This window comes from Janthinobacterium sp. 61 (assembly GCF_002846335.1).
GTDB lineage: Bacteria > Pseudomonadota > Gammaproteobacteria > Burkholderiales > Burkholderiaceae_D > Janthinobacterium.
Genome location: NZ_PJMQ01000001.1, coordinates 5,320,643 through 5,342,621 on the forward strand (window position 1 = coordinate 5,320,643; position 21,979 = coordinate 5,342,621).

Sequence of the window (21,979 nt, forward strand, 5' to 3'; positions counted from 1 at the left end):
ATGTGGCATGACGCTAAAAGCCTCAATACGACTGCCAACGGCTTGCTGGCCGCGGTTCTGGTCGTGTGCGTGGCGGCCGGCGTCTGGTGGGTGTCGCAGCGTCCCATGTTCGACCTGCGCACAATCAAGGTGGAAAGCGCGGACGACAAGGGCCTGCGCCACGTGAATTACCTGACCCTGCGCAGCGGCACCCTGGGGCGCATCAAGGGCAATTTCTTCACGACCAATCTGGAAAGCGTACGCGGGGTGTTCGAATCGGTGCCCTGGGTGCGCCGTGCCAGTGTGCGGCGCGAGTGGCCTAACCAGCTGATCGTGGCGCTGGAAGAACACGAGGCGCTGGGTACCTGGGGCGAGGATGGACGCCTGCTGTCGGTCAAGGGCGACGTGTTTACGGCCAATGTGGCCGAAGCCGAAGACGACCATGAATTGCCTGCCTTCGCCGGCCCCGATGGCAGCGAAAAGGAAGTTCTGGCGACCTACGTGCAGCTGGCAAAGTGGTTTTCGCCCCTGAAAATGGTGCCTGAATCGCTGTCGCTGTCGAGCCGCTATGCGTGGACCGTGAAACTGAACAACGGCATGAGCGTGGCGCTGGGGCGCGAGCAGAATCATACGACCCTGAAGGCGCGGGTCGACCGGCTGGTGGGCATCTACCCGCAGCTGGCGAGCCGGCTGGAGAATATCGACACGATCGATATGCGTTACCAGAATGGCCTGGCGCTCAGTTCCGCCGGCCTGGTGATACCGGCCGAAGGCAAGGATGGCAGGCCGGCGCCAGCGATCAAGAAGAAAAATGGCAGTCCGATTAAAAAACCGACTTAACCGAATAATCAATTTAACAATAGCCCAAAAAACTAGGCGACAGAAATGACAAAAGACGCGAAAAACCTGATCGTCGGCCTCGACATCGGCACCTCGAAAGTGGTGGCGGTGGTAGCCGAAGTGATGTCCGACGGGCGCCACGAAGTGATCGGGCTGGGCCAGCACGAATCGAAGGGCCTGAAAAAAGGCGTGGTGGTCAATATCGAGGCCACGGTGGAGTCCATCCAGCGCGCGCTGGAAGAGGCCGAGCTGATGGCTGACTGCAAGATCCGCAATGTCTATGCGGGCATTGCCGGCAGCCATATCCGCAGCTTCAATTCCAGCGGCATGGTGGCCATCAAGGACAAGGAAGTGACGGCGACCGACGTGGCGCGCGTCATCGAGACGGCAAAAGCGGTTAACATTCCGACCGATCAGCAATTGCTGCACACGGTGCCGCAAGAGTTTATCGTCGACAGCCAGGAAGATGTGCGCGAGCCTATCGGCATGAGCGGCATCCGCCTGGAGGTGAAGGTGCATATTGTCACCGGCGCCGTGTCGGCGGTGCAGAACATCGTCAAGTGCGTGCGCCGCTGCGGCCTGGAAGTGTCGGACCTGATCCTGCAGCCGATGGCGTCTGCCGATGCGGTGCTCACGCCCGATGAGAAGGAACTGGGCGTGGTGTTGATCGACATCGGCGGCGGCACGACCGATGTGGCGGTATTCTCCGATGGCGCGATCCGCCATACGGCAGTCATTCCCATCGCCGGCGACCAGATCACCAACGACATCGCCATGGCCTTGCGTACCCCGACCGCGGAAGCGGAAGAAATCAAGATCCGCTATGGCGTAGCCAAGCAGGTCCTGGCCGACCCCGGCGAATCGCTGGAAGTGCCGGGCCTGGGCGACCGTGGCCCGCGCAACCTGTCGCGCCAGGCGCTGGCGGCAGTGATCGAGCCGCGCGTCGAGGAGCTGTTCGCGATGGTGCACCAGGTGGTGCGCGAATCCGGTTATGAAGGCGTGCTGTCGTCGGGCATCGTGCTCACGGGCGGCACTTCCATCATGCCCGGCATGGTGGAAATGGCGGAAGACATTTTCCTGAAACCGGCGCGCCTGGGCACGCCCGAGTATCGGGGCCAGCTGGCCGACGTGGTGCGCAGTCCGCGCTATGCCACGGTATTGGGCCTGCTGCTGGAAGCGAAGAAGCAATACCTGCGCGGCCACATCGTGACGCGTCAGGACGGCTCGGTGAAGGCAGTCTGGCAGCGCATGAAGGAATGGTTTTTAGGGAATTTTTAAGGGCGTATTTCAGGCCCGGCAGCACAGGTTTTTTGGCAGCATCGCAGGTACACACACATAACTTTATTTTATATTTAACCGCAGTTTTCAATCTCCAGTTCTCCTACCAATATGAGGCCTGGCGCTTGGAAACCGCATCTGATAGGAGCACATCATGGAGTTCGATATGGTCGATAACACAGCTATAGGTACCGTCATCAAGGTCGTCGGCGTCGGCGGTGCGGGTGGCAATGCAGTCCAACACATGATCAACAAAGGCATGTCGGGTGTGGAGTTCATTGCCGCCAACACCGACGCACAGGCCCTGTCGACATCGAAGGCGCACAACATCATCCAGATCGGCGATACCGGTCTGGGCGCCGGCATGAAGCCTGCCGTCGGCCGCCAGCTGGCCGAAGAATCGCGCGCGCGCATCGCCGATGCGCTGCGCGGCGCGCACATGGTTTTCATCGCTGCCGGCATGGGCGGCGGCACGGGCACGGGCGCCGCTCCTATCGTCGCCGAAGTGGCCAAGGAACTGGGCGCGCTGACGGTCGCCGTGGTCTCCAAGCCATTCTCGTACGAAGGCCAGAAGTGCATGGACATCGCCGATGAAGGCCTGGAGCAGCTGTCCCTGCACGTCGATTCGCTGATCATCATCCTCAATGAAAAACTGGAAGAGATCTACGAAGACGAAAGCATGCTGGAATGGATGCAGCACGCCGATGATGTGCTCAATAACGCGGTGGCCGGCATTGCCGAGATCATCAACGTGCCTGGTCATATCAATGTCGACTTCAACGACGTGAAAACCATCATGGGCGAGCAGGGCAAGGCCATGATGGGCACGGCGACCGCTTCCGGCGTTGACCGCGCGCGCATCGCCGCCGAACAGGCTGTCGCTTCGCCGCTGCTGGATGGCATCGACCTGTCCGGCGCGCGCGGCGTGCTGGTCAACGTCACGGCCAGCCGTGGCTTGAAGGGTAAAGAGATCAAGGAAGTCATGGCTGCCGTGCGCGCCTTTGCCGCACCGGACGCGTCGATCGCGCAAGGTATCGCCTACGACGACGCCATGGGCGACGATATCCGCGTTACCGTGGTGGCCACTGGCCTGGGCCGCGCGAAGAAAAACATCCAGCTGGTACCGCAGCAAGTGCTGCGCACCGGCACCCACAACAGCCCGCTGACCCCGTCAGCGGCGATGGGCGGCGCGCAGGCAGCGACGACCACCGTAGGTGTGGCCACGCCGGCTGCCGGTTTCGACGGCATGAAGGCGCCGGCAGTATGGCGTCGCGAATCGGCTTCCGAGCAAGTGCGCGCGATGGAAAAGAATGGCATGGAGACGTATGACATTCCAGCCTTCCTGCGTAAACAAGCGGATTAAGATGAGCTAAGGTGATCTGATGTCAGCAAAGATGACGGCGGCCTGAGGGCCGCCGTTTTTTTTGCCGGGTTTTGACTTTTGCGTTTGCCTTTCCGGCCACTTTCTGCACAAATACGGCAAGTCAGGCATACTATCGCGCAGTGTCGGCATCATGCCGGCAGAACCAGATCACGGGCGCTGTCCGCTCCACGGAACGGGCGGCGTCCATAACCGACAGTACACAAGGAGTCAACATGACCATCAAGATCGGCGACACCCTGCCAGAAGGCACCCTGGCCGAATTCATCGAAAGCGAAACCGAAGGTTGCGCACTGGGCCCGAACACGTTCAACGTACAAGACCTGGTCAAGGGCAAGAAGATCGCCATCTTCGGCCTGCCCGGCGCCTACACCCCAACCTGCTCCGCACAGCACGTGCCAGGCTACGTGCAGCACGCTGCCGACCTGAAAGCTGCGGGCGTCGATGAAATCTGGTGCATCTCCGTCAACGACGCGTTCGTGATGGGCGCCTGGGGCCGTGATCAGAAAGCCACCGGCGTCGTGCGCATGATGGCTGACGGCAATGCCGCCTACAGCAAGGCCCTGGGCCTGGATGCTGATTTCTCCAAGCACGGCATGGGTACGCGCTCGCAGCGCTACTCGATGCTGGTCGACAATGGCGTCGTGACGCAATTGAACATCGAGCAGGGCGGCAAGTTTGAAGTGTCGAATGCCGAGACGCTGCTGGGCCAACTGGCTTAAGTTATATGGGGTCAGACCCGGCGGGTCTGACCCCTTCAAAAAACGGCGCCATCGGCGCCGTTTTTTTATTGCACCTGCGGTTTCGTCGCCTCGAACATGGCCGCATCGATACTGAACGAATAATCGTCCTGCAGCGCAAAATATCGCCGCGCTTCATCGGGCGCGCCATCGAACAGATTACGGATGGCCGCTACGCGTTCGGCGGGAGTGCGCATGCGCGCCACCCACTCGTCAAACTGCATGCTCAGTTTCCACACACTGCGCAAGCTGTGCGTGAATCCCGCATGGTCGAACTTGGCGTCCCATTCGCACGTACGGTAGTCGCGTACGTGCGAGGCGTCGCGCAGCATTTCCACCGCCTGCAGGGTGCTGTCGTACAGGGCCGTCTTGGGCGCCACGATGTCGACCACTAATAAGGTGCCGTTGGGACGCAGCACGCGCCAGGCTTCCGCCAGTGCGCCCGCCACGTCGTTCCAGTGGTGGGCGGAAAAGCGCGTGACGACCATGTCGAAGCTGGCGTCGGCAAACGGCAGGCGGGCCACATCGCCCACTTGCGTGCAGATGTTGTGCAAGCCGCGCTGCGCCTTGGCGTAGTCCACCACGTCGAGCATCGGCTGCGCCAGGTCGTAGGCGACGACTGACTTGGCCACGGGAGCGACGGCGAAGCTGGCGTGGCCGGCGCCGCAGCCCAGGTCCAGGACGACTGGCTTGCCATGGCGGCGCGCACATTCCTGCATCAGCACCAGGTCGGCGCCTTGCGCGTGCACCGCGCTGCTCAGGTAGGCGTTGGCCGTCTTGCCAAACTGTTCGGTGACAACATCGTGCTGCTGCATGGTTTTCTCCTGTTGATGGGTGAGTTCCTGCAGAATAGGGATAAAATTATCCTGTAACAAGACCATAACTTATACTGGTATATCCACTACCATGCATCCCTGCCATGTCGAACAAACTCGCTGAATTCATCCGCGCCCGGCGCGAAGCCGTCACCCCCGCCATGGCTGGCTTGCCCGGTGGCGGGCGGCGGCGCACGCCGGGCTTGCGGCGCGAAGAGCTGGCGCAGCTGTGCAATGTCAGCCCTACCTGGCTGACCTGGCTGGAGCAGGGGCGGCCCGTGTCGGCGTCGGCCAAGATGCTGGCCCGCCTGGCGCAGGTGCTGCAGCTGAGCGCGGCAGAGCGCGCCTATCTGTTCGAAGTGGCCGACAAGCATGACCCCAGCCACGGTACAGGCGAAGGCGAGGGGCCAGCCGCCGCCGAGCTGGCCGCCATCGTTGCCGCCATCGACGCGCCCGCGTACATACTGGACCGGGAATGGAATGCCGTGGCGTGGAACGGGGCGGCGTCCGCTTTGTTCACGGGCTGGCTGCATGGCGAAGCGGCCGCACCGAACCAGCTGCGCTTCATGTTCCTGGCCCCTGGAGCGCGTGAGCTGATCGTCGGCTGGCCCGAGCGGGCGCAGCGCCTGGTGGCGGAGTTCCGTGCCGATATCGGCCGACAGGCGGATCAGGCGCCGCTGGCCGGCCTGATCGGCGAACTGACTGAGGCCAGCCTTGAATTTCGCCAGTGGTGGGGCGCGCAGCAGGTGCAGGGCCGCGATGGCGGCTTGCGCCGCTTCCAGCATCCGCAGCAGGGCTTGCTCGGCTATCACCAGGTAACCCTGCACCTGGCGCGCCAGCATGAATTGAAACTGGTGATGTTGTTGCCTGTGTCATAAGGGAAAACAGCCGGGCTTGCTATAATCTGGCCGACCGCCTGGCCCTGCCTTTCCAAACCATGCTGTCCTGGCTCCGGCCGTCGCCATGATGACGGTCCCGCTCTTTCGCCAGGAGTCTGTCCTGCTACCCCGCAACCAAAACCTGCGCAGCATCTATGTGATGCTGGTCGCCGTCGCCATGTTTTCCCTGATGGACACGGCCATGAAGCTGCTGTCCGCCCATTATCCGCCGATGCAGGTGACGGCCTTGCGTGCCCTGTCGTCCCTGCCGCTCGTGTGCCTGTACCTGCTGTACCGTGGCGCCTTCAAGAACTTGCTGAAGGTGCGCTGGCCGCTGCACTTGTTGCGCGGCGCGCTGGGCGTGCTGATGATTACGCTGTTCGCCTACGGCTTGAAGCGCATGTCGCTGGCCGAGACGTATGCGCTGTTCTTCGTCGCGCCCTTGCTGATTACGGTCTTGTCGGTGTTTATCCTGAAGGAAAAAGTTGACTTTGCGCGCTGGTGCGCCATCGCCGTGGGGTTGCTGGGCGTGCTGGTGGCGCTGCGTCCCGACGGTTCGGGTTTCTTTTCGCTGGCCGGACTGGCCGTGCTGGGTTCTGCCGCCTGTTACGCCATTTCAGCCGTCACGGGGCGCATCCTGAGCCGCACGGACGCCAGCGAAAGCATGGTCTTCTGGCTGATGGTGATGATGGCCATCGGTGGCGTGGCCCTGTCGGCGCATGAATGGGTGAGTATCCGGCGCGAAGACTGGTGGCTGCTGGCTGGCCTGTCACTGAGCGGTTTCCTGGGCCAGCTGGCCATCACGGAGGCATTTCGCTTTGGCAAGGCGTCCAGCGTGGCGCCGTTCGAATACTCGGCCCTGGCCTGGGGCATGGCCCTGGACTGGATGCTGTGGCGCGCCTTGCCCGACGAATACACCCTGATCGGTGCGGCCATCATCATCGGCAGTGGCATTTACCTCGTTCGCAGGGAGGCTGTCCACGCCGAGAGCGAGCATCCATAAGTAACGGTTGTGGTATTTCTGGCGTGAGCCATGCCGCGCCGCAACGAAAATCCGGCAAATAGATATAATCGACAGATGTTAAAACAACGCACTATCAAACAACAGGTCCGCACCATCGGTGTCGGTTTGCACTCTGGCACCAAGGTCGAGCTGATCTTGCGCCCTGCCGCCATCGACACGGGCATCGTGTTTCGCCGCATCGACCTCGATCCCATCGTGGAGTTCCCCGCCAGCGCCATGGCTGTGGGCGATACGCGCATGGCTTCCGTGCTGATCAAGGATGGCGCCAGGGTGTCCACCGTGGAACACCTGATGTCGGCTGCGGCCGGCCTGGGCGTCGACAATATGGTCATCGACGTGAATGCAGAAGAAATTCCCATCATGGATGGTTCCGCCTCGTCCTTCGTCTATCTGCTGCAGCAGGCTGGCGTGGAAGAGCAGCAAGCGCCGAAGAAATTCATCAAGGTCATCAAGCCGGTGGAAGTGCGTCACGGCAAGGGCGACGCGGAGAAATGGGCGCGCTTGTCGCCGTACGACGGCTTCAAGCTCGATTTCTTTATCGAATTCAATCATCCGGCCGTCGATGGCACGATGCAGCGCGCCTCCGTCGACTTTGGCGACGTGTCGTACGTGCACGACGTGGCGCGCGCGCGCACCTTTGGCTTCATGCAGGACGTGGAAAGCTTGCGCGGCATGGGCCTGGCCCGTGGCGGTTCGCTGGAAAACGCCATCGTCATGGATGAATACCGTATCTTGAATGCCGATGGCTTGCGCTATGAAGACGAGTTCGTGCGCCACAAGATCCTCGACGCCATCGGCGACCTGTATCTGGTGGGCCACCCCTTGCTGGCGTATTACACGGCGCACAAGTCGGGCCACGCACTGAACAACCAGCTGCTGTTGGCGCTGCTGGAGCAGCCGGAAGCGTATGAAATTGTCTCGTTCGATACCAACGAGGCGGCGCCGCAATCCTACCTGCGCCAGATGGAGCGCGAGTGGTCGTTGACCTGATCTGAGCGACACCTCATTAAACCTACTGCGCGTCGGTATAGGCGGCCTGCGATGCTCACCGTACCTTCGTACGGTTGCGCTTCTTAGCCACCTCTCCCTTCCGCTCGCTACGGTTTTCTGAGGTGTCAAAATGTTGCCGGGCAGTCTTAATCTTTAGGTTCGCGGTGGTGGCGCACCATGTTGCGCAGCGCCGCGATCAATTGCTCGTTCTGCTTCGACGCGGGCAGGGCCGTGCTCAGTTCTTCCAGGGCCGACATGGCCTTTTCCGGCAAGACCAGCGCGCGTGTATGCACGATGGGCGCGATGCTCTTGATCACTTGCACTTTCAGCTTGATGCCTGAAATCTGCCAGCCTTTCCTTTCCAGTTCCCCTTGCAGTTTCGGCAATTGCTGCTTGAGCTTGGCCGCCAGCGCCGCGTTCGGCGTGGCCAGCACCAGTTGGCCGCCTTCGAATTGCAGGATGTCGCAATGCTCGAACATCGCCGGCAAGGCCTTGGCGCAATCTTTTTGCAGGGCGGCCAGGCGCGTGACGGTGGGCATCAGGGAGGCCATCGTGGCGTTGCCGCGCAGAAAATCGGTTGCGCCCGTGACGGCTGGGCCCGAACGGGCAAAGCCGTAGCCGCGGCGTTCTGCCTTCGAGTAAGTGGGAGTTCGCATGGCCGAAACATAGCACACTCGCCCGCGCATGACGAGTGCGGCGACAGGTACGGAGCAAGCTGGCTGGTCGTATTGCTTTACAGTATGGAAAATGTCCGCAATTTCTGCCATTTGTTTGTCATTAAGCTATTGTTATATGGTGCATTAGCCCAACCTTGGCGGGACGCATGATAAAATCATCGTCTTTTGCCATAGTCGAACTCCGTGCGGTCACGCGATTGTTACCTCGTTGTCACCTACCGAGCTTTTTTTAACGGCGTTTTTTCAAGAATTCAAGCATGTCATTACTGACCCAGATTTTCGGTAGCCGCAACCAGCGGCTGCTCAAGCAATACCAAAAAACGGTACGCGAGATCAATGCGCTCGAGCCGGCCATCGAAAAGCTGTCGGATGCCGAGCTGCAAGCGAAGACGCCTGCCTTCAAGGAACGCATCGCCGCTGGCGAATCGCTTGATGCCTTGTTGCCGGAAGCATTTGCCGTCTGCCGAGAGGCCAGCAAGCGCGTCCTGCGCATGCGCCACTTCGATGTGCAGATGATCGGCGGCATGGTCTTGCACTTTGGCAAGATTGCGGAGATGGGCACGGGCGAGGGCAAGACCCTGATGGCAACCTTGCCGGCCTACCTGAATGCCTTGTCGGGCAAGGGCGTGCATATCGTTACCGTCAATGATTACCTGGCGCAGCGCGATGCCGAGACCATGGGCCGCCTGTATGCATGGCTGGGCCTGTCGACAGGCGTGAACATGTCGCAGATGGAGCACAGCGCCAAGCAGCAGGCGTACAACTCCGACATCACGTATGGCACGAATAATGAATTCGGTTTCGACTTCTTGCGCGACAACATGGTCTATGAAGCGCGCGAAAGAGTGCAGCGCAGCCTGAACTTCGGCATCGTCGATGAAGTCGACTCGATCCTGATCGATGAAGCGCGTACGCCTTTGATCATTTCGGGCCAGGCCGAGAACCACACGGACCTGTATTACAAGATCAATGAAGTGCCTGCGCTGTTGACTTTGCAGATCGGCGAAGAAACGCCCGATGGCAAAGGCAAGGTTGACGTGCCGGGCGACTACACCAAGGATGAAAAGGCGCACCAGGTGCTGCTGACGGAAGCGGGCCATGAAAAGGCCGAGCGCATCCTGATGGAAATGGGCCTGCTGCCGGAAGGCGCCTCGCTGTACGATTCGGCCAACATCACCCTCGTGCACCACCTGTACGCGGCCCTGCGCGCGCACGCGCTGTACTTCAAGGATCAGCACTACGTGGTGCAGAACAGTGAAGTCGTCATCGTCGATGAATTCACGGGTCGTCTGATGACGGGCCGCCGCTGGTCCGATGGCTTGCACCAGGCCGTCGAAGCGAAAGAAGGCGTCAAGATCCAGAACGAGAACCAGACCCTGGCCTCGATCACCTTCCAGAACTACTTCCGCATGTACGCCAAGCTGGCCGGCATGACCGGTACGGCAGATACCGAAGCGTACGAGTTCCAGGAAATCTACGGCCTGGAAACGGTCGTGATCCCGCAGAACCGTCCGCTGCAGCGCAAGGACCGCCAGGATCAGGTCTACAAATCGTCGGCGGAAAAATACAACGCGATGTTGAACGACATCCGTGACTGCTACGAGCGCGGCCAGCCAGTGCTGGTGGGTACGACCTCGATCGAGAACTCGGAACTGCTGTCGGGCATCCTGACCAAGGCCGGTTTGCCGCACAACGTGCTGAACGCAAAACAGCATGCCCGCGAAGCGGAAATCATCGCTCAGGCAGGCCGTCCGAAAGCCATCACCATCGCCACCAACATGGCCGGTCGCGGTACGGACATCGTGCTGGGCGGCAACGTCGAGAACCAGATCAAGTTCATCGAAGCCAATCCTGAACTGAACGATGCCGACAAGGTCGCCCAGTCGCAGACCCTGCGCGATGAATGGCAATCGCTGCATGACCATGTGGTCAATGCTGGCGGCTTGCACATCATCGGCACCGAACGCCATGAATCGCGCCGCGTCGACAATCAGCTGCGTGGCCGTGCCGGTCGCCAGGGCGATCCGGGTTCGTCGCGCTTCTACCTGTCGCTCGACGACGCGCTGCTGCGCATCTTCGCCGGCGACCGCGTGCGCGCCGTGATGGACCGCCTGAAAATGCCGGAAGGCGAACCGATCGAGGCAGGCATTGTCTCGCGTTCGATCGAATCGGCCCAGCGCAAGGTTGAAGCGCGCAACTTCGACATCCGCAAGCAATTGCTGGAATACGATGACGTCGCCAATGACCAGCGCAAGGTGATTTACCAGCAGCGTAACGAGCTGCTGGAAACGACCGACATTTCGGAAATGATCGGCTCGCTGCGCCACGGCGTGTTCACCGACCTGGTGCACGAGTACGTGCCGCACGAATCGGTGGAAGAGCAGTGGGATATCAAGGGCCTGGAAAACACCCTGTCCAGCGAGTGGCAGCTCGACTTGCCGCTGCGTTCCATGCTGGAAGCCGATTCGAGCCTGACGGACGAAGAGATCCTGGAAAAAGTGCTGGTCGCAGCCGATGCCGTGTACCAGTCGAAGATCGATATCGTCGGCAAGGAATCGTTTGGCGGCTTCGAACGCAATGTCATGTTGCAAAGCGTGGACAGCCACTGGCGCGAACATCTGGCGGCGCTCGATCACCTGCGCCAGGGTATTCATCTGCGCGGTTATGCGCAGAAGAACCCGAAACAGGAATACAAGCGCGAAGCGTTTGAACTGTTTGGCCAGATGCTCGACATGATCAAGAACGACGTCACGAAGCACGTGATGACGGTGCGTATCCAGTCGCGCGAAGAAGTCGATGCGGCCGAACAGGCGCTGCAGCAGTCGCATGTGGAAAACGTGCACTACCAGCACGCCGAATTCGACCCGAACGCGGCGCCGGAAGAACTGCTGGCGCCTACGGCTGGCGGCAACACGGACAACGTTGACGACATGAGCGTGAGCATGGGCGTCAAAGTGGGCCGCAACGACCCATGTCCTTGCGGCAGCGGCAAGAAGTACAAAGCCTGTCATGGAAAATTGGCGTAAAGCCGGTTTGGCAGCTTGAACAAGAACGGAGACCGCGGTCTCCGTTTTTTTATGCCGTTTCAATTTACGGGCGTGCATGTTCAACGGCGCCGCGAAGGCGCTACAATAGCGCTTCCATTTTCCCTCGCAGAAGAACTCCTATGGCCGTCAATTCTCCCAAGCCCGTCGCCGCCGACTTGAAAGCCGTCGCAGGCATTGAAATCGGTGTTGCCGAAGCCGGCATCAAAAAACCCAACCGCAAGGATTTGCTGGTATTGAAACTGGCACCGACGGCCACCGTGGCTGGCGTGTTCACCCTGAACCGCTTCTGCGCTGCGCCCGTGCAAATCTCGAAAGCCAACCTGGCCGCCGTGACGGCTGGCGCCGCGCCGATCCGCGCGCTGCTGGTCAACACGGGCAACGCGAATGCGGGCACGGGCGAATCGGGCCTGGCCGATGCGCAGGCCAGCTGCGCGGCGCTGGCCGAGCTGCTGGGCTGCGCGCCGCAGCAAATTCTGCCGTTTTCCACCGGCGTGATCCTCGAACCCCTGCCCGTGCAGCGCCTGGTCGCCGGCTTGCCGCAAGCCGTGGCCGCGCTGACGTCGGACAACTGGTTCTCGGCCGCCGAAGCCATCATGACCACTGACACGCAGCCAAAAGCGGGTTCGCGCACGGTCACCATCGGTGGCCACACGGTCACCTTGACGGGCATCAGCAAGGGCGCCGGCATGATCAAGCCGAACATGGCCACCATGCTGGGCTTTTTGGCGTTTGACGCCACCGTGGCCCAGCCCGTGCTCGACCAGCTGGTGAAGCAGGCGGCCGACAAATCGTTCAACTGCATCACCATCGACGGCGACACGTCCACCAATGACTCGTTCATGCTGGTCGCCACGGGCGCCGGCAGCCTGGTCATCGATTCGATCGATTCGCCACACTATGCGGAACTGGCCGCTGCCGTCACCGAACTGTCGACCTTCCTGGCGCAAGCCATCGTGCGCGATGGCGAAGGCGCCACCAAGTTCATGACCGTGACCGTGGAAGACGGCCGCAACGTGGAAGAATGCCGCAAGATCGCCTATTCCATCGCCCATTCGCCATTGGTGAAAACGGCCTTCTTCGCCTCCGACCCGAACCTGGGCCGCATCCTGGCCGCCATCGGCTACGCGGGCGTGGACGACCTGGACGTGGGCCAGTTGAACCTGTACCTGGACGACGTGTGGGTGGCCAAGAATGGCGGCCGCAACCCGGACTACCAGGAACAGGATGGCCAGCGCGTGATGCAGCAAAGCGAAATTACCATTCGCGTGAAGCTGGCTCGCGGCGAAGCCAAGGCGACCCTGTGGACATGCGACCTGTCGCATGACTACGTGTCGATCAACGCCGACTATCGCTCATGACCAGTCTCGATCTATTCCTGATCCGTGCCGAGGCCTTGCTGGCCAGGGTGGAAGCGATCTTGCCGCAGCCGATGCCCGCGCCGGACTGGAGCAGCTTTGCCTTCCGCTGGCGCCGGCGGCAGGGCGCAGCAGCGTATTTGCAGGCCGTGGCCCACGTGTCGTCCATCGCTTTGGACGACTTGCACAATATCGGCCCGCAAAAAGCGCAAATTGAACAGAACACGCGCCAGTTCGTTGCCAGCCGCCCGGCAAACAACGTGCTGCTGACGGGTGCGCGGGGTACGGGCAAGTCTTCCTTGATCAAGGCGTGCCTGAACCAGTTCGCTGGCCAGGGCCTGCGCCTGATCGAGGTGGACAAGGCCGACCTGGCCGACTTGCCCGACATCGTCGACCTGGTGGCGGCGCGTCCTGAGCGCTTCATCATCTTTTGCGACGACCTGTCGTTCGAAGAGGGCGAAAGCGGCTACAAGGCGCTGAAAGTGGCGCTCGACGGCAGCATCGCCGCACAATCGGACAATGTGCTGATCTACGCCACGTCGAATCGCCGTCACCTGATGCCGGAACGCATGTCGGACAACACCAGCTACAAGACGGACGACGATGGCGATTTGCATCCAGGCGAGACGGTGGAAGAGAAAATCTCGCTGTCCGAGCGCTTCGGTCTGTGGCTGTCGTTCTACCCGTTCAAGCAGGACGACTATCTCGATATCGCCGCGCACTGGCTGGCCTCGTTTGGCTGCACGCCGGAACAGATCGCGCAAGCGCGCGGCGACGCCCTGCGCTGGGCCTTGCAGCGCGGTTCGCGCTCGGGGCGAGTGGCCTGGCAATTCGCGCGCGATTACGCGGGAAAGCTGCCGCAATGAGCGAAGTGAGTTTGAAGGATAAAGTCCAGCCTGTTGATGTGGCCGTTGGCATCCTGATGAAGCCGAATGGCGATGTGCTGCTGGGCCAGCGCCCGGCAGGCAAACCGTATGACGGCTATTGGGAATTTCCTGGCGGCAAAGTCGAGCCGGGCGAGGCCATCCTCGATGCCTTGAAACGCGAGTTTGTCGAAGAGTTGGGGCTGTATATCGACAGTGCAGAGGCCTGGTGCGGCATAGAATATGTGTATCCTCACGCCCATGTGCGCCTGCATTTTTATATCAGCCGCGATTGGCGGGGCGAGCCGCAAAGCCTGGAAGGGCAGGCGTTCGCCTGGCAGGGCACAGTCGGTGTGGAGCCCTTGCTGCCGGCCACCATTCCCCTGCTGGAATGGCTCGATGAGGTGCGCCGGGAATCCCTGGCGCCTGCTTAGTACACCTATCAAAACCTGCTGCGCGTCGGTATAGGCGGCCTGCGATGCTCACCGGCTCGGCGCCCCCGTACCTTCATACGGTTGCGCTTCTTGGCCACTTCTCACTTCCGCTAGCTACGGTTTTGTTAGGGGTTGTCAATGTCTACTTGTGCCAGCGGGCAGCGCCATGCTGCGCGCTGGCGCAAACTTTCCGCTTGCTTTCCTTGTATCGTGCGCGCTTTGCGCTACAGTACTTGCATCAAGCACCGGGGAGTTTCGCATGCCGCTGACACTGACCTTTACCGATACCGATGAATTGCTGATCGCCGCGTTGCACAAGCGTGCCCGTGCGCATGGGCGCAGCATCGAAGATGAGCACCGCGACATCTTGCGCAGCGCCTTGCGGCCCCTGCCGAAGCGCCCGCTCGACGATATTTTGCGCAGCATGCCCGACGTGGGACCCGACACGGATTTCGAACGCCGCTCCTGAGCCGCCATGCCCGCCTACCTGATCGATACGGATGTGATCATCGCGGCGCGCAAGGGCGGCGCTGCGCCGGCAGGCGTGGTCACTTTTTTCGAAAGGGTGCCGCCTGAGGCGCGCTATGTGCCGGTGCAGGTGATTGCGCAATTGCGCGCAGGCATACAGCGCAGCTGGCGGCGCGAAGCGGCGCTGGAGGCACTGGCACTGGAAGGCTGGCTGCAAGCCGTGCTGGCAGAGTACGCGCCGCGGCTGCTGGAATTCGACCTCGATTGCGCGCTTGTGTGCTCGCGCGTGCATGGTCGCGGCCACGCGCACGGCGTGGATGGACAGATCGCTGCGATGGGTATCGCCTATGGCTTGACGGTGCTTAGTGGCAGGCTCGACAGTTTCAGGGCAAAGGGGTTGCGCCTGGAAAATCCGTTCCGCTGAGAATTACTGCGGTTTGTTGTCTTCGTCAGCCAGCGGATCTTCGAATGGATCGGCGGCGGGGATCGTGTATTTTTCTTCGGCCCAGGCGCCCAGGTCGATCTGCTTGCAGCGCTCCGAGCAGAAGGGGCGGAATTTGTTGGCCTCAGTCCATTCGACTTTGGCGGCACAGGTAGGGCAGTTTACGACGGTCATGGTAATAACAGTTAAAAATTACAGAGCGTGAGCTCGAACGGGACATCTTCTTCCAGCGGCTTGGGCTTCAGGTCGCCGCCCTGGGTGGTGAAGCGTACCCACAGCATATATTTGTTGGCGGAAATTTCCGGGATGGCGCCGCTGTTTTCATCCAGGCTCAAGCGCAGCATCTGGTACACCTTGCCTTGCAGCATTTGTTGGTAGCTGCCGCCATTGGCGATCAGTTTAACGGGTCCGCCGGAATCGCGCAGCAGGCGCAATACCAGGGCCAGTGCATCGAACAGCGGTGCCAGCGGGGCAAACCAGGCGTGGATGTCGGTCAGGCGTTGCTCGGAACTGCGTTTTTGCCAGGCAAAGTAGGACGGCAAGTCAAATTCGCAGGCGCCGCCCGGGATGATGGTACGGCCGCGGATGCTCATCAGCCATTCATTGTCGCGGATATTCTGGCCCGTCTTGCCTTGCGCCGCCACCAGGGCGCCGCTGACACTGTCGAGTTCACCAAGGATGGCGTCCAGGGTTTCCGGCTCCACATTCGGATTGCTGCGGTAGCCCAGCAGGCTCTGGCGCTGGCGCTCGAGTTCCTGCAACAGGTCGGACTTCAGGTCGGCGCGGCCGGCCACTTCGAGCATGTCGAAAATAGTTGCCAAGGCAACATGATGCTGCATTGCGTGCTCTTGCTGGATGAAGAACTTGAATTTGTCGTACAGGTCTTCCAGCCGCAACAAGGTACGTATGCGTTCGTTGAAAGGGTATTCGTAGACAATCAAAATAATTCCCTTAAGTAAGGACCTGCAAACAATCCCGTGATTTTGAACCAAGCGTCGACAAATTACAAACGTTGCGGCCCGATTCCGGCCATTCTTTTTGAAAATGCCAGATATAAATCGTGCAACTGGGCAATCTGCGGCTCCAGGGCGGCCAAATCGCCGTTATTGTCGATCACATCGTCCGCCGCCGCCAGGCGCATGGCGCGCGTGGCTTGCGTCGCCATGATGGCGTTGACTTGTTCTTCCGATAAACCATTGCGCGCCATCACGCGCGACACTTGCAGGCTTTCCAGGCAATCGATGACCAGCACGCGGTTGACACGCTCCACCCATCCGCCGGACTCGACGAGCAAGGGCACGGCAAAGATCACATAGCTGCCCGTCGCTGCGGCGGCGGCCGCCAGGGTGGCCTGGCGGATGCGCGGATGCAGGATGGCTTCCAGTCTTGCCTTGGCGGCGGCGTCGGAAAACACGAGCTTGCGCATCCTGGTACGGTCGAGGGCCCCGCGCGCATCGGCGTAGTCGGGACCAAATTCCGCCACCAGGGCTGGCATGGCCGCGCCATTGGGCGCCGTCAGGCTGTGCGCGATCAGGTCGGTGTCAACAATGGTGGCGCCGCGCGCGGCGAACAGGTCGGCCACCGTGCTCTTGCCGCAACCGATGCCGCCGGTGAGTCCCACGCTGAAATAAGGGGCGTCTTGTCGTTGCATGTGTTTATCCTTAGGGTGTGCAGCGCCGTGCGGGTCAGCTGGTCAGCCCGAGCGTGAGGCGCGATAGGGGCGTGCCGTACAGCAGCGCAATCAGGCCTGCCGCCGCCAGGTAGGGGCCGAATGGAATCGGTTTGTCGCGTCCCCGCTTGGCAAACACGATCAGGCCGATGCCAACCACGGCACCGACCAGCGACGACAATAATATGATCGTCGGCAGCATGGTCCAGCCGAGCCACGCACCGAGCGCCGCCAGCAATTTGAAGTCACCATAGCCCATTCCCTCCTTGCCTGTCGCCAGCTTGAAGGCCCAATAGACGGCCCACAGGGTCAGATAGCCGGCGGCGGCGCCGATGACGGCATCCTGCAGGGGCACGAAGGTGCCATTGATATTGACCAGCAGACCCGCCCACAGCAAGGGAAAGGTCAGGTCGTCCGGCAGCATTTGCGTGTCGGCATCGATGAAGGTCATGGCGATCAGCAGCCAGGCAAACACGAGGGTGGCCAGGCCCGTCCAGCCGCTGCCGAAGTGCCAGATCAAGATGGCCGACAGTGCAGCCGTCAGCAGTTCCACCAGCGGATAGCGCACGGAGATGGGCGCCTGGCAGGCGCTGCACTTGCCGCGCAGCAGCAGGTAGCTGATGACGGGGATATTTTCCATGGCGGTGATGCTGTGGCCGCAAGCGGTGCAGTTCGAATGCGGTAGCATCAGGTTGTAGCGGTCCGTGTGCGGCAAGGGCAAGCCGCTTTCTTCCGCCACGTAATTATCGGATTCACGCTGCATCATTTTTGGCACGCGGTGGATCACCACATTCAGGAAGCTGCCGACGATCAGGCCGAACAGGGCGGCGACAAGGGCGACGGGCAGGGTGCCGGGCGCAGCGAACAGCAGGGTATCTTGCAGCATGGTGGATTTGTCTGAGGTGAAGATCGTTGCCGCGCAAACATTGCCTGGCATTGCCGTAGTGTAAAACATCTGCCAGCACGTGGGGACGTTTTGCGCGGGGCGCGAAGTCAAATCACGGCGCCCAGCTTGAAAATCGGCAAATACAGGGCAATCACGAGTGAACCGACCAGCACGCCCAGCACCACTATCAGCGCCGGTTCCAGCAGCGCGGAAAGGGTGGCCACCGTGGCGTCGATGTCCGCCTCGATGATCTCGGCAGCGCGCGACAGCATGGCGTCGAGGGCACCCGATTGCTCGCCGATCAGGGCAAGTTGCGTCAGCAGCGGGGGAAACACGGCGCTGTGCTCCATGGCCAAGGCCAGGCTGCCGCCGGCGCGGATTTCACGCTCGATGCGCATCGTCGCCTCCTGGTACAGCGCGTGGCCGGAGGCGGCACCCACCAGGCCGAGCGAGTCGAGCAGTGGCACGCCGGCGGCAAACATGGCGGCCAGGGTGCGCGTCCAGCGGGCAATCGCCGCCTTGCGCAACAGTGGGCCGAACACGGGCAGGCGCAATGCCCGCAGTTGCACGTTGCGCCGCAAGGCGGGCCAGCGGCGCCAGGCCAGGTGCGATAACAGGCAGGCCAGCAGCAGCGTCGCGAGCAAGGCCAGCCAGTAGCGCACGAGAAAGGCCGACAAGCCCATGACGACCAGGGTGGGCAGGGGCAATGGTGCACCGAAGCTGTCGAATACCTGCCGGAAGGCGGGTACGACCACACTCATGATGATGGCCGTGACGACGATGGCGACGAGTACGATGGCGAGCGGATACATCAGTGCGCCGCGTACTTGCCGCCGCAGCACGATGGATTTTTCCTGGTGCGTGGCCAGGCGCGCCAGCAAGTTCTGCACGATGCCCGCCTGTTCGCCGGCCGCCAGCAGGTTGCAATACAGCTCGTCAAACAGTAACGGAAACTGGCGGAAGGCCTGCTGCAGGCTGCTGCCCGCTTCGATGTCGTGGCGCAAGTCTCGCATCAGCTCGGTGACGGCGGGTTTGGCATGGCCCTTGCCGGCGATGTCGAAGGCGTGCAGCAGTGGCACGCCGGCCGCCATCATGGTCGACAGCTGGCGCGTGAACAGTGCAATATCCTTATGCGTGATGGCCTTGCCTGGCGCGGCGCGAGCAGCCTGTACCCTGGTGGCGAGGATGCCCTGGCGCCGCAAGGCCATGCCGGCTGCGGTGGCATCGGCGGCGCGCAAGATGCCATCGACCGCCTTGCCATGGCGGTCGGTGCCCTTCCATGCAAACCGCCGCTCGACCACCATGCGCACCTCCTGCCATCACGGTAGCAGCGTCAGGCAAAAGCACCAGCCGCGCTGGCGGCAAGCTTGATCTGGCTCAGCTTTTTGTGGTTTGTACTTCCGTTTGCACAAGGGCCTGGGCTTTCACGTCGGCCGCTTCTTCCTCGTCGCTGTCCGTGCCCTTGCTGATGCTTTCGCCATCGTCGCGGCGCAAGGTCCAGAACGTCAGCGAGGACAGCACCGTCAGGGCAGCGAGGGTGAGGAAGGCGTGGTGCAGGGCCGTGCTGAGCATGGCGCGGTCCGACTGCGGCATGTCGCCAAGGTACCAGCCCGTGATCAGCGAACCGAAGGCCAGGCCAAAGCTCATCGACAGTTGCTGCATCGAGCTGGCGATGGTGCTGGCCATGCTGGAGTCGGCCTTGTCGACGTCGGCATACGCGATGGTGTTCATGCTGGAAAATTGCAGCGAATTGAAAAAGCCCATGCACAGGCTGATAGCGACGATCACGTACAGCGGTGTACCCGCGCCTACTTGCGAAAACATGGCGATGGTGATGCCGATCAGCACAGTATTGACGATCAGTACCTGGCGGTAGCCGAAGCGGGCCAGCACGCGCGCGGAAATGAATTTCATGCCCATGGCGGCAGCGGCCGACGGCATCATCAGCAAGCCCGACTGCCAGGCGGGCAGGCCCAGACCCAGCTGGTACAGCAGCGGCAAGAGAAAGGGCAGGCCGCCCACGCCCAGGCGGGTGACGAAGCCGCCTACCACGGAGACGCGGAAGGTGCGGATCTTGAACAGGGTCAGGCGCAGCAGCGGGTGCAGCACTTCGCTCGAATGCCAGGCGTACGCGGCGAGCAGGCTGATGGAAATGAACAGCAGTACGGCCGCCGAGGTAGGGTCGATCTTGTGCTCGCCAAAGATTTCCAGCAGCCAGGACAGCAGCGCGATGCCCGTGCCGAACAGCACCAGGCCGATCAGGTCCAGCGGACGCGGTTTGTCGCCGTAGTAATCGGGCATGTAGCGGTGCGCCAGGTACAGCGCCGCCAGGCCCACGGGGACGTTGACGAAGAAAATCTCGCGCCACGACAGCCAGTGCACGATCAAACCACCCACCGTGGGGCCCAGCAGGGGCCCGATCAAGGCGGGGATGATGACGAAATTCATGGCCGCCAGTAATTGCGACTTGGGAAACGTGCGGATGATGGTGAGCCTGCCCACCGGCATCATCATGGCCGCGCCCACCCCTTGCAGCAGGCGCGCGGCCACCAGCATGGGCGCATTCACGGACAGACCGCACAGGATGGAGGCGATGGTGAAGATGGCAACGGCGGCGGAAAACACGCGCCGCGTACCGAAGCGGTCGGCCATCCAGCCGCTGATGGGAATGCACACGGCCAGGCTCAGGATGTAGCTGGTGACGACAGCCTTGAGACTGAGCGGCGTCACATGCAGGCTGGCGGCCATGGCGGGGATGGCGGTGTTGACGATGGTGGAGTCGAGTTGCTCCATGAATAGGGCGGTGGCAACCACCCAGGGAAGGTAGCTTTTAACGGGGGAACTGGTCATGGATGCGAGCCTGAGGAGGAGAAACGGAGCCGACAGTACGATGAATTGTCACATAAATGGCGCAGGCGTGCCGCCCGCGCCATCCATTTTGACAGCGTGCCGGTGGCAGAGTCCATGGAACATTTGTTCCATGGCAATAGATTGCGGGCAAGGCTAGCATGTGTTTTCTGGCAGCTCCGGCCTCCTCCTTTCCCGAAAGTCACATACATGAAAAATGCACTCACCTTCCTTGTCCTGGGCGCGGCCCTGTCCGCATGCGGTGGCGGCAGCGATGGCGGCACGCCGGAAGCACCCGCCAAGCCACCCGTCGTGGTGACGCCTCCCGTCATCCCTGCCGACAGCGTGACGGTGGCATCGGCAGCCGTGGCGAAAGAGGCTGGCCTGAATGTCATTGCCGGTGCCAGCGCTGACGAAAGCGTCTATGACGTGGCCGCCGATATCGGCGACACCTGGCGCATCACGTTTGACAGCGTCAAGAAAACCTATGCCATCCGCGTGTTGTCGACGCAGTTCGGCTTGAGCGACCGCAGCGGCACGTTCAGCGCTACTACCACCGGCAATTTGACCACCTACACGGCGACAGATTTCAGCGTTACTGTCGATGCACGCACGCGTCTACTGTCGGGCAATATCAAATTGGGTAGCATGGTCTCAACCGTCAGCGGCAGCGGCTATGCGGTCGGTGATGTGGCCAAGCTGGCCGGCAGCTATATTTTCCTCGGTGCCATGCGCAATGCATCGAACGGCGCTGACCGTTTCAATCCGAAAGGCAGTCTCAAGATTGCAGCCGACGGAGCGGCCCAATTGTGCAATGGCGGCGTGTTTAATGCGCAAGGCGTGTGCTCTGCAGTATCGCCGCAACTGGAAGCGGAAAACGCCAGCCTGACTCTGGTCAAGGATGCAAACAATGGCTTGCTCGTCGCCCGCCAGGGTGGCCAGGACTTCGGCATCGTGCATGTGCATGCGGGGGACCGGGGGCTGGCGCTGTTCATCGACCGCTATAGCCGGAACCAGGAAAACGTCATGCGCGTGGGCACCATCGTGGCTGCGAAACAACAGAAGATCGGCACGGAAATCAATGGCAACTACGCTTGTGCGGCGCAGGGCATCAGCGCGAACATCGTCGTTGCCGGCAGCACAGCCACCCTGACGAACAACACCACCGGCAAGGCGCATGCGGAAACCATCACCGTCAACAAGCTGGGCCTGGGCGCGCAAGCCGTCGATTTCGATGGCATCGCCGTGTTCAAGGACCCTGCCGATGTGCCAGCCGACTATTCGATGTTCATGCCCGTGTCGTCGAGCTTGGCAATCGAGTTTTCGACCGACCGTTCGTACATGGGCATGTGCCTGAAAAAATAGT

Annotated in this window: 22 protein-coding genes; 14 read left to right on the forward strand and 8 right to left on the reverse strand. The window is 61.4% G+C overall.

Going from position 1 to position 21,979, the window contains the following annotated elements; all coding sequences use genetic code 11:
• The 4 genes from CLU92_RS24195 to CLU92_RS24210 all read left to right on the forward strand — a co-directional run bounded on the left by CLU92_RS24195 (position 1) and on the right by CLU92_RS24210 (position 4,200).
• Positions 1 to 819, forward strand: a complete 819-nt coding sequence (locus CLU92_RS24195) for a cell division protein FtsQ/DivIB (RefSeq protein ID WP_101483932.1) — start codon at positions 1 to 3, stop codon at positions 817 to 819.
• Between the two features lie 45 nt (positions 820 to 864).
• Positions 865 to 2,097 carry a cell division protein FtsA gene (gene ftsA, locus CLU92_RS24200; RefSeq protein WP_010394955.1) on the forward strand — a complete coding sequence of 411 codons (1,233 nt, stop codon included), beginning with the start codon at positions 865 to 867 and terminating at the stop codon, positions 2,095 to 2,097.
• Positions 2,098 to 2,251: 154 nt separating this feature from the next.
• Positions 2,252 to 3,460, forward strand: coding sequence for a cell division protein FtsZ (gene ftsZ / locus CLU92_RS24205; RefSeq protein ID WP_101483933.1), 1,209 nt, complete (start codon positions 2,252 to 2,254; stop codon positions 3,458 to 3,460).
• Between the two features lie 233 nt (positions 3,461 to 3,693).
• A complete protein-coding gene (locus CLU92_RS24210) occupies positions 3,694 to 4,200 on the forward strand; it encodes a peroxiredoxin (RefSeq protein ID WP_101483934.1) in 507 nt (168 codons plus the stop codon).
• Between the two features lie 65 nt (positions 4,201 to 4,265).
• Here CLU92_RS24210 and CLU92_RS24215 read toward each other — a convergent pair whose 3' ends face one another.
• Positions 4,266 to 5,033, reverse strand: a complete 768-nt coding sequence (locus CLU92_RS24215) for a class I SAM-dependent methyltransferase (RefSeq protein ID WP_101483935.1) — start codon at positions 5,031 to 5,033, stop codon at positions 4,266 to 4,268.
• Positions 5,034 to 5,137: 104 nt separating this feature from the next.
• Between CLU92_RS24215 and CLU92_RS24220 the strand changes: the two genes are divergently transcribed.
• The 3 genes from CLU92_RS24220 to lpxC all read left to right on the forward strand — a co-directional run bounded on the left by CLU92_RS24220 (position 5,138) and on the right by lpxC (position 7,925).
• On the forward strand, positions 5,138 to 5,911 hold the full coding sequence (locus tag CLU92_RS24220) for a helix-turn-helix transcriptional regulator (RefSeq protein WP_101483936.1): 774 nt from the start codon (positions 5,138 to 5,140) through the stop codon (positions 5,909 to 5,911).
• A 160-nt stretch (positions 5,912 to 6,071) separates the two neighbouring features.
• Positions 6,072 to 6,914: a DMT family transporter gene (locus CLU92_RS24225; protein WP_101484870.1), complete on the forward strand. Its 843-nt coding sequence runs from the start codon at positions 6,072 to 6,074 to the stop codon at positions 6,912 to 6,914.
• A 75-nt stretch (positions 6,915 to 6,989) separates the two neighbouring features.
• Positions 6,990 to 7,925 carry a UDP-3-O-acyl-N-acetylglucosamine deacetylase gene (gene lpxC / locus CLU92_RS24230; RefSeq protein WP_101483937.1) on the forward strand — a complete coding sequence of 312 codons (936 nt, stop codon included), beginning with the start codon at positions 6,990 to 6,992 and terminating at the stop codon, positions 7,923 to 7,925.
• Positions 7,926 to 8,071: 146 nt separating this feature from the next.
• On the opposite strand, the gene CLU92_RS24235 is transcribed toward lpxC, so the two are convergent.
• Positions 8,072 to 8,581 (reverse strand): DciA family protein, encoded by a 510-nt coding sequence (locus CLU92_RS24235; RefSeq protein WP_101483938.1) that lies wholly within the window; start codon positions 8,579 to 8,581, stop codon positions 8,072 to 8,074.
• A gap of 278 nt (positions 8,582 to 8,859) precedes the next feature.
• On the opposite strand from CLU92_RS24235, the gene secA reads away from it, so the two are divergent.
• From secA to CLU92_RS24265, 6 genes are all read left to right on the forward strand, one after another.
• Complete coding sequence (gene secA / locus CLU92_RS24240; protein WP_101483939.1) at positions 8,860 to 11,628, forward strand: preprotein translocase subunit SecA; 2,769 nt, start codon at positions 8,860 to 8,862, stop codon at positions 11,626 to 11,628.
• A 140-nt stretch (positions 11,629 to 11,768) separates the two neighbouring features.
• On the forward strand, positions 11,769 to 13,007 hold the full coding sequence (argJ, locus tag CLU92_RS24245; protein WP_101483940.1) for a bifunctional glutamate N-acetyltransferase/amino-acid acetyltransferase ArgJ: 1,239 nt from the start codon (positions 11,769 to 11,771) through the stop codon (positions 13,005 to 13,007).
• A complete protein-coding gene (locus CLU92_RS24250; RefSeq protein ID WP_101483941.1) occupies positions 13,004 to 13,870 on the forward strand; it encodes an ATP-binding protein in 867 nt (288 codons plus the stop codon). The genes argJ and CLU92_RS24250 overlap by 4 nt, the downstream gene beginning before the upstream one ends.
• Positions 13,867 to 14,301: an NUDIX domain-containing protein gene (locus CLU92_RS24255; RefSeq protein ID WP_101483942.1), complete on the forward strand. Its 435-nt coding sequence runs from the start codon at positions 13,867 to 13,869 to the stop codon at positions 14,299 to 14,301. Before CLU92_RS24250 ends, CLU92_RS24255 begins: the two co-directional genes overlap by 4 nt.
• A gap of 259 nt (positions 14,302 to 14,560) precedes the next feature.
• Complete coding sequence (locus CLU92_RS24260; RefSeq protein WP_101483943.1) at positions 14,561 to 14,770, forward strand: DNA-binding protein; 210 nt, start codon at positions 14,561 to 14,563, stop codon at positions 14,768 to 14,770.
• A 6-nt stretch (positions 14,771 to 14,776) separates the two neighbouring features.
• The gene (locus CLU92_RS24265; RefSeq protein ID WP_101483944.1) at positions 14,777 to 15,193 is read left to right on the forward strand and encodes a VapC toxin family PIN domain ribonuclease; all 417 of its coding nucleotides are present in this window, start codon (positions 14,777 to 14,779) and stop codon (positions 15,191 to 15,193) included.
• A 3-nt stretch (positions 15,194 to 15,196) separates the two neighbouring features.
• Here CLU92_RS24265 and yacG read toward each other — a convergent pair whose 3' ends face one another.
• The 6 genes from yacG to CLU92_RS24295 form a co-directional block, all read right to left on the reverse strand.
• Positions 15,197 to 15,385, reverse strand: a complete 189-nt coding sequence (gene yacG, locus CLU92_RS24270) for a DNA gyrase inhibitor YacG (RefSeq protein WP_101483945.1) — start codon at positions 15,383 to 15,385, stop codon at positions 15,197 to 15,199.
• 11 nt (positions 15,386 to 15,396) lie between these two features.
• A complete protein-coding gene (zapD, locus tag CLU92_RS24275; protein ID WP_034748811.1) occupies positions 15,397 to 16,152 on the reverse strand; it encodes a cell division protein ZapD in 756 nt (251 codons plus the stop codon).
• A 62-nt stretch (positions 16,153 to 16,214) separates the two neighbouring features.
• On the reverse strand, positions 16,215 to 16,862 hold the full coding sequence (gene coaE, locus CLU92_RS24280) for a dephospho-CoA kinase (RefSeq protein WP_101483946.1): 648 nt from the start codon (positions 16,860 to 16,862) through the stop codon (positions 16,215 to 16,217).
• A gap of 34 nt (positions 16,863 to 16,896) precedes the next feature.
• On the reverse strand, positions 16,897 to 17,766 hold the full coding sequence (locus CLU92_RS24285) for an A24 family peptidase (protein WP_101483947.1): 870 nt from the start codon (positions 17,764 to 17,766) through the stop codon (positions 16,897 to 16,899).
• A 107-nt stretch (positions 17,767 to 17,873) separates the two neighbouring features.
• The gene (locus tag CLU92_RS24290; protein ID WP_101483948.1) at positions 17,874 to 19,070 is read right to left on the reverse strand and encodes a type II secretion system F family protein; all 1,197 of its coding nucleotides are present in this window, start codon (positions 19,068 to 19,070) and stop codon (positions 17,874 to 17,876) included.
• Positions 19,071 to 19,143: 73 nt separating this feature from the next.
• On the reverse strand, positions 19,144 to 20,616 hold the full coding sequence (locus CLU92_RS24295; RefSeq protein ID WP_243857848.1) for a DHA2 family efflux MFS transporter permease subunit: 1,473 nt from the start codon (positions 20,614 to 20,616) through the stop codon (positions 19,144 to 19,146).
• A 207-nt stretch (positions 20,617 to 20,823) separates the two neighbouring features.
• On the opposite strand from CLU92_RS24295, the gene CLU92_RS24300 reads away from it, so the two are divergent.
• Entirely contained in the window at positions 20,824 to 21,978 is a 1,155-nt protein-coding gene (locus tag CLU92_RS24300) for a hypothetical protein (protein WP_101483950.1), read from the forward strand.
• The last annotated feature ends 1 nt before the right edge of the window (position 21,979 follow it).

What these genes read in the sequence shown, in the direction of transcription:
- CLU92_RS24195 (WP_101483932.1), top strand. Translation starts at nt 1, where the DNA reads ATGTGGCATGACGCTAAAAGCCTCAATACGACTGCCAACGGCTTGCTG.
- ftsA (WP_010394955.1), top strand. Translation starts at nt 865, where the DNA reads ATGACAAAAGACGCGAAAAACCTGATCGTCGGCCTCGACATCGGCACC.
- ftsZ (WP_101483933.1), top strand. Translation starts at nt 2,252, where the DNA reads ATGGAGTTCGATATGGTCGATAACACAGCTATAGGTACCGTCATCAAG.
- CLU92_RS24210 (WP_101483934.1), top strand. Translation starts at nt 3,694, where the DNA reads ATGACCATCAAGATCGGCGACACCCTGCCAGAAGGCACCCTGGCCGAA.
- CLU92_RS24215 (WP_101483935.1), bottom strand. Translation starts at nt 5,033, where the DNA reads ATGCAGCAGCACGATGTTGTCACCGAACAGTTTGGCAAGACGGCCAAC.
- CLU92_RS24220 (WP_101483936.1), top strand. Translation starts at nt 5,138, where the DNA reads ATGTCGAACAAACTCGCTGAATTCATCCGCGCCCGGCGCGAAGCCGTC.
- CLU92_RS24225 (WP_101484870.1), top strand. Translation starts at nt 6,072, where the DNA reads ATGCTGGTCGCCGTCGCCATGTTTTCCCTGATGGACACGGCCATGAAG.
- lpxC (WP_101483937.1), top strand. Translation starts at nt 6,990, where the DNA reads ATGTTAAAACAACGCACTATCAAACAACAGGTCCGCACCATCGGTGTC.
- CLU92_RS24235 (WP_101483938.1), bottom strand. Translation starts at nt 8,581, where the DNA reads ATGCGAACTCCCACTTACTCGAAGGCAGAACGCCGCGGCTACGGCTTT.
- secA (WP_101483939.1), top strand. Translation starts at nt 8,860, where the DNA reads ATGTCATTACTGACCCAGATTTTCGGTAGCCGCAACCAGCGGCTGCTC.
- argJ (WP_101483940.1), top strand. Translation starts at nt 11,769, where the DNA reads ATGGCCGTCAATTCTCCCAAGCCCGTCGCCGCCGACTTGAAAGCCGTC.
- CLU92_RS24250 (WP_101483941.1), top strand. Translation starts at nt 13,004, where the DNA reads ATGACCAGTCTCGATCTATTCCTGATCCGTGCCGAGGCCTTGCTGGCC.
- CLU92_RS24255 (WP_101483942.1), top strand. Translation starts at nt 13,867, where the DNA reads ATGAGCGAAGTGAGTTTGAAGGATAAAGTCCAGCCTGTTGATGTGGCC.
- CLU92_RS24260 (WP_101483943.1), top strand. Translation starts at nt 14,561, where the DNA reads ATGCCGCTGACACTGACCTTTACCGATACCGATGAATTGCTGATCGCC.
- CLU92_RS24265 (WP_101483944.1), top strand. Translation starts at nt 14,777, where the DNA reads ATGCCCGCCTACCTGATCGATACGGATGTGATCATCGCGGCGCGCAAG.
- yacG (WP_101483945.1), bottom strand. Translation starts at nt 15,385, where the DNA reads ATGACCGTCGTAAACTGCCCTACCTGTGCCGCCAAAGTCGAATGGACT.
- coaE (WP_101483946.1), bottom strand. Translation starts at nt 16,862, where the DNA reads ATGCAACGACAAGACGCCCCTTATTTCAGCGTGGGACTCACCGGCGGC.
- CLU92_RS24285 (WP_101483947.1), bottom strand. Translation starts at nt 17,766, where the DNA reads ATGCTGCAAGATACCCTGCTGTTCGCTGCGCCCGGCACCCTGCCCGTC.
- CLU92_RS24290 (WP_101483948.1), bottom strand. Translation starts at nt 19,070, where the DNA reads ATGGTGGTCGAGCGGCGGTTTGCATGGAAGGGCACCGACCGCCATGGC.
- CLU92_RS24295 (WP_243857848.1), bottom strand. Translation starts at nt 20,616, where the DNA reads ATGACCAGTTCCCCCGTTAAAAGCTACCTTCCCTGGGTGGTTGCCACC.
- CLU92_RS24300 (WP_101483950.1), top strand. Translation starts at nt 20,824, where the DNA reads ATGAAAAATGCACTCACCTTCCTTGTCCTGGGCGCGGCCCTGTCCGCA.